General features: G+C 72.2%; 8 protein-coding genes. All 8 read left to right on the top strand.

Features of this window, described 5'->3' with window-relative positions; translation table 11 throughout:
- Positions 1–587: SDR family NAD(P)-dependent oxidoreductase (locus ASF38_RS03305; RefSeq protein ID WP_235497368.1), on the top strand; the 587-nt coding region annotated here is incomplete at its 5' end.
- A 4-nt stretch (positions 588–591) separates the two neighbouring features.
- Positions 592–1,839, top strand: coding sequence for an XdhC family protein (locus tag ASF38_RS03300; RefSeq protein WP_082480422.1), 1,248 nt, complete (start codon positions 592–594; stop codon positions 1,837–1,839).
- 233 nt (positions 1,840–2,072) lie between these two features.
- Positions 2,073–3,242 (top strand): sugar ABC transporter substrate-binding protein, encoded by a 1,170-nt coding sequence (locus ASF38_RS03295; protein ID WP_055963366.1) that lies wholly within the window; start codon positions 2,073–2,075, stop codon positions 3,240–3,242.
- Positions 3,243–3,244: 2 nt separating this feature from the next.
- Positions 3,245–4,810 carry a sugar ABC transporter ATP-binding protein gene (locus ASF38_RS03290; protein WP_056573603.1) on the top strand — a complete coding sequence of 522 codons (1,566 nt, stop codon included), beginning with the start codon at positions 3,245–3,247 and terminating at the stop codon, positions 4,808–4,810.
- A gap of 41 nt (positions 4,811–4,851) precedes the next feature.
- Positions 4,852–5,871 (top strand): ABC transporter permease, encoded by a 1,020-nt coding sequence (locus tag ASF38_RS03285; RefSeq protein WP_056556297.1) that lies wholly within the window; start codon positions 4,852–4,854, stop codon positions 5,869–5,871.
- Positions 5,868–6,851, top strand: coding sequence for a carbon-nitrogen hydrolase family protein (locus ASF38_RS03280; RefSeq protein ID WP_055963377.1), 984 nt, complete (start codon positions 5,868–5,870; stop codon positions 6,849–6,851). The genes ASF38_RS03285 and ASF38_RS03280 overlap by 4 nt, the downstream gene beginning before the upstream one ends.
- Positions 6,844–7,707, top strand: a complete 864-nt coding sequence (locus ASF38_RS03275) for an amidohydrolase family protein (protein WP_082480323.1) — start codon at positions 6,844–6,846, stop codon at positions 7,705–7,707. The genes ASF38_RS03280 and ASF38_RS03275 overlap by 8 nt, the downstream gene beginning before the upstream one ends.
- On the top strand, positions 7,707–8,898 hold a 1,192-nt coding region (locus ASF38_RS03270), incomplete at its 3' end, for a class I adenylate-forming enzyme family protein (RefSeq protein WP_162237285.1). The genes ASF38_RS03275 and ASF38_RS03270, both read left to right, overlap by 1 nt.

Here is an 8,898-nt window from a genome sequence, read left to right as displayed (position 1 = left end):
ACGTGCACCTGGACGTAGAGGTGCCCGACGACGTGGTCGCCGGGATCGCGGCCACGGCGGACGACGGCTTCGACGTCGTCGTCGCGAACGCCGGCATCGCCCGCCGCCGTCCCTTCGGCGACCTCACCGACGCCGAGTGGGCCCACGTCCTCGACGTGAACCTCACCGGAGCCATGCGCGTCGTGCGCGCCGCGCTGCCCGGGCTCCGAGCCCGCGGCGGGGGAAGCGTGGTCGCGATGTCGTCCGTGCACGGCGTGGCCTACGGCTGGGCCGAGCACGCGCACTACTCCACCTCCAAGGCCGGTCTCGTGGGTCTGGTGCGCGCCCTGGCGTCCGAGCTCGGCCCCGACGGTATCCGGGTCAACGCCGTCGCGCCGGGGATGATCCGGACGGCCCAGTCGCTCGACGAGGTCAACTCCGCGGGTGCCGTGGCCCTCGACGCGGCGGCCTCGAGCGTCCCGCTGCGACGGATCGGCGAGCCGGACGAGGTCGCCGACGTGGTGCTCTTCCTCGCCTCCGACGCCGCGCGCTACGTCACGGGCCAGGCGCTCGTCGTCGACGGTGGCCTCACGGTCCACCTGGGCTGACGCCGTGCGCGCCGTGCTGCCCGACCTGGTCCGCGCCCTGGACGAGGACGGGTCCGTGGTGCTGGCGACCGTCGTCGGCACGTGGGGCAGTGCGCCACAGCCGGCGGGCGCCGCCATGCTGCGACGGCTGGACGGTCGCGTGGTCGGCTCGATCTCCGGAGGCTGCGTGGAGGGCGCGACCTACGAGCTCGCCGAGCAGGTCCAGGACACCGGTGAACCGGTCCGGTGCCGCTTCGACGTGAGCGACGACGACGCGATCGCGGTGGGACTGACCTGTGGCGGCACCATCGAGGTCCACGTCGAGCGGGTGGACGTCGACCAGCGACCGCTCTGGACGACCGTCCTGGCGAGCGTCCGGGACGGGCGCACGACGACGATCGTGTCCGCGCCCCCCGCGGACGGCGCACCTCCCGCGCCGCGCATCCTGCTCGAGGACGTCGCGCTCGACGGCGTCGACGGCTGGGACGGGGACGACCTCGCCCGGGTCTCGGTCGCCGCGTCAGCGGGCGGCGGCCTGGTCCGGCTCGGCCACGGCCCGACCGGCCCCGACCCGACCAGCCCCGACCCGACCAGCCCCGACCCGACCAGCCCGGACCCGACCAGCCCGGACCCGACCAGCCCCGATCCGACCAGCCCCGATCCGACCAGCCCCGGGCGCGAGGCGTTCGTCTCGGTCCTGGCGGCGGCCCCGCGCCTGCTCGTGTACGGCGCCGTCGACTTCGCCGCAGCGTTGTGCGACCAGGTGCGGCTGCTGGGGTACCGGACGACGGTGTGCGACGCACGTGCCGTCTTCGCCACCTCCGAGCGGTTCCCCTCGGCGGACGAGGTGGTCGTCGACTGGCCCCACCGCCACCTCGAGCGGGAGGTGCTGGCCGGACGGACCGACGGGCGGACCGTGGTGTGCGTGCTGACGCACGACGAGAAGTTCGACCTCCCGCTGCTGACCCTCGCCCTGACGCGCGACGACCTGGGCTACGTCGGGGCCATGGGGTCGGCGCGCACCCATCATCGTCGCGTGGCGTCGCTCGCGGACGCGGGCGTGCCGCCCGAGCGGGTGGCGCGCCTGCACAGTCCCATCGGGCTGCACCTGGGTGGACGGACGCCCGCCGAGACGGCGCTCGCGATCGCCGCCGAGGTGACGGCCTCTCGGCACGGTGCCTCGATGCAGCACCTGCGCGGCGCGCAGACGCCCATCCACGGCCGGGCGACACCAGCCGTCGGGCACCTCCGGCCCGCCGTCCCCGGCGCGTGACCACGCACGGCCGAGCGAGGTTCCGCCGCATCTGACCTGCGACGTCATCGCGGCGAAACAGACCGGTGACCGTGGCGACCTCAGTTCCGGAGAAACTCCTGCCGACAAGGCATTGACAACGTATGCACAGATGGGCTTGCATACGTAGTCATCAGGGTGAGTCGCTCGGCTCGCGCTGGGGTCGACGGGCGCGAGGTCCGGTCGTCCCACCCCCCCAGAGAACGAGGAATCTCATGCGACGACCCACCCCCCGAGGAGCCGCCGTCGGTGCGGCCACCCTGTCCCTGCTGCTCGTGGCCGCCTGCGGCTCGGGCTCCGGCAGCGAAGGCGGCGCCGGAGGCGGCACCGCCGACCAGGCCGCCGCGAAGGCCGCCATCGACGAGGCGAAGGCCGTGCCCGAGTTCGTCGCCCCCGGACCCGCCTTCGACGCGAGCGCGGCGCGCGGCAAGCGCATCGCGCTCGTGCCCGACTACCCCATGCTCCCGTTCGTCCAGGAGATCAACGTCGGGCTCAAGGATGCGGCGAAGGAGGCCGGGCTCGAGGTCGACGACTGCAACAACGACGGCACCGTCGGCGGCTGGGTGAAGTGCTTCGACAAGGCGATCTCCTCCAAGCCCGACCTCATCGTCCTCAACGGCTCGCCCTCCCCGTCGCAGCTGCAGCCACAGATCAAGGCCGCCGAGGCGGCGGGCATCCCCGTCATCGCCAACCACGTGCCGCTCGACGACGAGTTCCCGAAGGGCACGCTCCCGAAGACCAACGTCACCGGACTCACCGCGGTGCAGCCCGGACCGTTCGTCCAGGGGGCCAAGCTCATGGCCGACTACACGGTCGCCGAGGACGGCGCCGACGTGAACGCGCTGATCGTCACCGCGAACGAGGCGCCCGCGAGCCGCGGCCTGGTCAAGATGATCCAGGACGAGCTGGCCGCCGTGTGCGACTCGTGCGAGAACGAGGTCCTCAACGTCCCGATCGTCGACTGGGCCACCAAGCTGCAGGGCGAGGTGCGCACCGCGCTCCTGAAGGACCCGAGCATCAACTGGGTCATCACGATCTACGACGGCGCCATGCCGAACGTCGTCCCGGCCATCCAGGCCGCGGGTCGCAAGGGCAAGGTCAAGCTGACGGGGTTCAACGGCCAGGGCTTCGCCCTCTCGGGAATCGCCGACGGCACCGTCACCTCCACCATGGGCGAGAACCTGGAGTGGACCGGGTGGTCCACGATCGACCGTGCGCTGCGCGTGCTCGTGAACGGCGACGCCGACGACGCGACCGAGATGGACACGCCCGTCCGCGTCTGGGACTCGTCGAACATCGACGAGGCGGGCACGCCGCCGAAGCCCACCCAGGGCTACGGCGACACCTTCAAGGACGGCTACCTCGAGCTGTGGGGGGTCAAGTAGCCATGGCGACGCCCGGACCGTCCGTCCTCGAGCTGGTCGGACTCACCAAGACGTTCGGCGGCACCACCGTCCTCGACGCGGTCGACCTGTCGGTCGCGCCGGGGGAGGTGCACGGCCTGCTCGGGGAGAACGGTTCGGGCAAGTCGACCCTCATCAAGGTCCTTGCCGGGTTCCACGACCCGGACGGCGGCCGCCTGCGGGTCGGCGGGCGCGACGTCGCGCTGCCGCTGCAGCCGGACGCGCCCCGCACGCTGGGTCTGCAGTTCGTCCACCAGGACCTCGGGCTGATCGAGTCGCTGAGCGTCGTGGAGAACCTCGTCGTGGCCGACATGGCCCAGCGGCGGCTACGGATCTCCTGGGCGCAGGAGCGGCGCAAGGCCCGGCAGGTCTTCGAGCGCTACGGCATCGACCTCGACCCGGCGGCGACGGTCGCGGACGTCCGACCGGTGCAGCGTGCCCAGCTCGCGATCGCCCGGGCCATGGAGGGGATGCGCGAGGCGCGCGGCCACGGCGACGGAGGCGCCCACGGCCTGCTCGTCCTGGACGAGCCGACCGTCTTCCTCCCGCGGGAGGAGGTCGACCAGCTGTTCGGCCTGATGCGCGACATCGCGGCGTCCGGGGCGTCGGTGCTGTTCGTCTCCCACGACATCGACGAGGTGCTGCGGGTGACCGATCGCGCCACCGTCCTGCGCGACGGTCGTCTCGTCGACACCCTCGTGACGGCCGAGACCGACCACGACGCCCTCATCGAGCGCATCATCGGCCGCCGGCTGGAGGCTCACGCGCCCCCGGCGGCGGGGACGACCGTGAACGCCGCGCCGGTGATGGCACGGGTGCGTGGACTCACGTCGGACCCCCTCGTGGACGTCGACCTCGACGTCCACGAGGGTGAGGTGCTGGGCGTGACCGGCCTGCTCGGCTCCGGCTTCGAGGCCCTGCCCTACGTGCTGCACGGCGCCGTCGCGCCGACGTCCGGCCGCCTCGAGCTCGACGGGACCGAGCACGACCTCACGTCGCGACGCGGCACGCGCGCCTCCACCGCGCTCGTGCCCGCCGACCGCAAGAACGACTCGGCCGTGCAGACCCTCCCGGTCACCGACAACGTCACGATGCCGGTCCTCGGCCGGTTCCGGGGAGCCCTCGGCCTCGACCGCCGGGCGATGACGACGGCCACCGCCGCGCTCATGGAGGAGTACGACGTGCGTCCCCGCGATCCCTCGCTGCCCCTGTCGGCACTGTCCGGCGGCAACCAGCAGAAGGCGGTCATCGCCAAGTGGCTGCAGACCGGCCCGCGCCTGCTCCTGCTGCACGAGCCGACCCAGGGTGTCGACGTCGGCGCACGAGGTCAGATCTGGGACGTCATCCGCGGCAGCGCGGACGCCGGGGGCGCAGTGGTCTGCGCGAGCTCCGACCACGAGCAGCTGGCCGCGCTGTGCGACCGCGTGGTCGTGCTGGCCCGCGGCCGGGTGGTCGCGGAGCTGACCGGAGGGGACGTCACCAAGGAACGCATCACCGAGCGCTGCCTGAGCAGCGTGCAGCTTGCCGCCGCCGCCGAGGACGCGGCGTGACCCCGCCGACCCGACCGACCCCTCCCAGGACTGAGGCTCCCATGACCACCACCGCCGAGAAGAGCACCGCTTCGCACACGGCTCGCCCGGCCCGACGTCTCCCGGCAGGACTGCCGAGCCGTCTGGCCCTTCCGGCCGTCTGGGTCGTGACGATCGTCATCTTCAGCATCCTGCGGCCGGACACCTTCGCGACCTCGGCGAACTGGTCGTCGATGCTGTCGACGCAGTCGGTCTTCCTGATCCTCACGCTCGGGCTGATCGTGCCGCTGACGACCGGCGACATCGATCTCTCGCTGGCCTACACGCTCACCTTGTCCAGCGTGACCGTGGCCGTGCTCAACGTGAACCACGGCTGGCCGATCGGGTTCGCGATCGTGGCCGCGATCCTGGTCGGGTCGGCGATGGGTCTGCTGAACGGCGTGCTGGCCACGCTGTGCCGCATCGACCCGATCATCGTCACGCTCGGCACGGGGACCTTCGCCTACGGAGTCACGCTGATGATCTCGGGCTCCTCGACGGTGCCCGGCATCGACGTCGCCCTGAGCGACTGGACGGTCGGCAACAGCCTTCTCGGCATCCCGATCCAGTTCTACTACGCACTGCTCGCCGTCGTCGTCCTCTGGTACGTCATGGAGTTCACGACCCTGGGCCGGCGGATGCTCATCGTCGGCCGCGGCCGGTCGGTGGCGCGCCTGAGCGGCCTGCGGGTCGACCGCGTGCGGGTGGGGGCCCTCGTCACGGGCGGCACGCTCGCCGGCGTCGCCGGGGTCATGTACGCCGGGACGTCCGGGTCGGCCGACCCGACGTCGGGACCGAGCTTCCTGCTTCCCGTCTTCGCCGGCGCCTTCCTCGGCGCGACGGCGATCATGCCCGGCCGGTTCAACGCCTGGGGCACGCTCGTCGCGACCTACTTCCTGGCCACCGGCATCACGGGGCTGCAGTTCCTGGGCGCCGAGAACTACGTGCAGCAGCTGTTCTACGGCGGCGCGCTCGTGGTGGCCGTCGGGCTGTCGCAGCTGGTCACCCGCGGGTCCGCACCGATCTCGGGATCCGCGGCATGACGACCGGCGATCGGACCGTGTGGACGGTCGCCGCGGTGCACGCCGCGCCCGTGCTGCTCGACGCCGAGGCGACGATCGACAAGGCGTGCGGGTTCGTGGCGGAGGCGGGCGAGCGCGGCATCGACCTGCTGGTCTTCCCCGAGGTGTTCGTGCCCGGCTTCCCCTACTGGATCAACCTGTACCCGCCGGCCGACCTGTTCGGCATGCACGCGCGCTACCGCGGCGCGTCGGTGGAGGTGCCGGGGCCGCTCGTCGCGCGTGTGCAGGACGCGGCTCGTCAGGCAGGCGTGAACGTCGTCCTCGGAGTCTCCGAGCGCGACGGCGGGACGCTCTACAACACGCAGGTCCACATCGACGACGAGGGCACGCTGCTGGGCATCCACCGCAAGCTCCAACCGACGTACGCGGAGCGCTTCGTCTGGGGGCAGGGGGACGCGTCGACGCTGAGCGTGTTCGAGACCCGGCTCGGCCGCGTGGGCGGCCTCGCCTGCTGGGAGCACACCATGAACCTGGCGCGCCAGGCCCTCATCGTCCAAGGCGAGCAGGTCCATGCCGGCGCCTGGCCCGGCCTCCAGACCCATCGGGGCATGGAGGAGAGCTTCGACCTGCAGGTCGAGGCGATGTCGCGCACGCACGCGCTCACCGGCCAGTGCTTCGTCGTAGTCGCCCAGAACCCCCTGACCGACGACATGGTCGCGCTCATGGAGGCCGAGCTCGGCCCGCAGACCATCCAGCCGGCCGGCGGCGGCTGGTCGGCGATCTTCAACCCCGACGGCACGACGGCCGCCGGACCCCACACGGGCCCCGAGGAGTGCCTGCTCGCCGCCGAGATCGACCTGACGGCCATCGACGGCGTCCACGCGCTCCTCGACGCGAACGGTCACTTCTCGCGGCGCGACGTGCTGCGCCTGTGGGTGGACGACGAGCCCAAGACCACGCTGGCGTCCGCGCCGCACCCGACCAAGGAGAACGATGACTGAGATGTCCTACGGCGCGATCGACATCGTCGTCGCGCCGCACACGCCCCGCGAGATCGCCGAGGACCAGGTCGGCGTCGACGAGACCTTCATGGACAAGGTCCGCATGCCCGAGGACATGCGCCGGGGCGTCCCCATGGAGGACTACGTCGCCGCCATGGACCGGGCCGGTGTGGAGCGCTCGCTGCTGATCGCCACCCGGGCGGGCGACCTGCGCGTCCGCCACTCCTACGAGATCCCGTACCAGCGCGTCGCCGACTACTGCGCGGCGTTCCCCGGCCGCTTCAGCGGGCTCGCCGGCATCGACCCGACCCGCGGGATCTCCGGGCTGAAGGAGCTCGACCACGCCGTCCACGACCTCGGCTTCGTGGGGGCGCACCTCTACCCGCACTGGTTCGGCCTGGCACCGGACGCGGCCCAGTACTACCCGTACTACGCCCGCTGCGCCGAGCTCGGGATCCCGATCATGATGCAGGTCGGCCACTGCCTCGACTACCGCCGCGACCGGATCCTCGAGAGCGTCGGGCGTCCCCAGACCCTCGAGCGGGTGGCGATCGACTTCCCGGAGCTGACCATCATCGGCATCCACCTGGGCTGGCCGTGGACGGAGGAGATGATCGCGATGTGCTTCAAGCACGCGAACGTCTACGTCGCGGCCGACGCCTACGCGCCCAAGCACTGGCCGGCGGAGTACGTGAAGTTCGCGAACTCGTGGGGCTCGGACAAGTGCCTGTTCGGCACCGACTGGCCCGTGATCGGGCCCGAGCGCGCGATCGAGGAGATCGACGGGCTGGGACTGCGACCGGAGTCGCGCCGCAAGCTCCTGCGCGACAACGCCGTGCGGATCTTCGGTCTGTGATGGCGGCGATCCCTGCGACCTTCGTCCCGCTCACGGTCGCCGACGGCGTCCGGGTCTCGGCCGGACGCACTCCCGGCAAGGTCGCGCTCCGCGAGGGGGAGCGGACCCTCACGTACGCCGCCCTGCGCAGCCGCGTGCACCGCGTGGGCAACGCCGCTCTCGCCGGGCTGGGGCTCACGTCGGGCGACCACGTCGCTGTCGTCGCGGGCAACCGCCTCGAGTACGTCGAGCTGGTGGTCGGCCTCGCCGGCGCGGGCCTGGCGGTCGTGACGATCTCGCCGGCCTCGTCGGCGGCGGAGATGAGCTACATCGTGGCCGACAGCAAGGTGCGGGCGCTCGTCGTCGACCGGGCGTGCGAGGAGGTGGCGCGGTCGGTCGCCGACGCGGCGGGGATCCCGGTCGTGCTGCTGGACGACGGCTACGAGGACTGGCTCGGCGCGGCACGCGACTCGCACCCCGGCGTCGTCCCGGACGAGTGGGACACCATGGTCGTCCACTACACCTCCGGCACCACGGGCGAGCCGAAGGGCGTCCTGTGCCCGCACCGCTCGCGCACGCTCAACTACCTGGCGATGGCCGCGGAGTACGGCGCCTACGGTCCCCGCGACCACGGGCTCACGATCGCCCCGATGTACCACGGGGCCGGGCTCTCGTTCACGCTCGCCAACGTCTTCCTCGGCGGGTCCGCGACGATCCTGCCGAGGTTCGACCCCGAGGCCGTGCTGGCCGGGTTCGCCGCCGAGCCGATCACGAACGCCTTCATGGTCCCGACGCACTTCCACGGTCTCTTCGGCCTCGGCGACGAGCGCGTCGCGGCGATCGGGCACGGCGCGCTCAAGACCCTCGTGTCCAACGCGGCGCCGCTCTCGCAGGCGATGAAGGAGCGGATCGTCGACGTCATCGGCGACGGGTACCTCTTCGAGTGCTACGGCTCGACCGAGGCCGGGGTCGTGTCCAACCTCGCGCCCGCCGACCAGCTGCGCAAGGAGCGGTCCGTCGGGCTGCCGTTCCCGGCGACCGAGGTCCGGCTGCTCGACGAGGAGGGCCACGAGGTCGGCGTCGGCGACGTCGGTGAGCTGTTCAGCCGCTCGCCGTACCTGTTCACTGGCTACCAGGGGCGCGAGGCGGCCACCGCGGCCGCGCTGCGCGACGGCTGGTTCTCGGCGGGCGACCTCGCGGTGCGCGACGACG

Source organism: Aeromicrobium sp. Leaf272, from assembly GCF_001422865.1.
In the GTDB taxonomy this organism is placed as follows: Bacteria; Actinomycetota; Actinomycetes; order Propionibacteriales; family Nocardioidaceae; genus Aeromicrobium.
Note: the sequence above shows the minus strand (reverse complement) of the source record. Positions and strands in the feature narration are given on the sequence as shown.

Excerpts from the sequence above, each read along its gene's own strand:
- ASF38_RS03295 (WP_055963366.1), top strand. The coding sequence starts at position 2,073 with ATGCGACGACCCACCCCCCGAGGAGCCGCCGTCGGTGCGGCCACCCTG.
- ASF38_RS03290 (WP_056573603.1), top strand. The coding sequence starts at position 3,245 with ATGGCGACGCCCGGACCGTCCGTCCTCGAGCTGGTCGGACTCACCAAG.
- ASF38_RS03285 (WP_056556297.1), top strand. The coding sequence starts at position 4,852 with ATGACCACCACCGCCGAGAAGAGCACCGCTTCGCACACGGCTCGCCCG.
- ASF38_RS03280 (WP_055963377.1), top strand. The coding sequence starts at position 5,868 with ATGACGACCGGCGATCGGACCGTGTGGACGGTCGCCGCGGTGCACGCC.
- ASF38_RS03275 (WP_082480323.1), top strand. The coding sequence starts at position 6,844 with ATGACTGAGATGTCCTACGGCGCGATCGACATCGTCGTCGCGCCGCAC.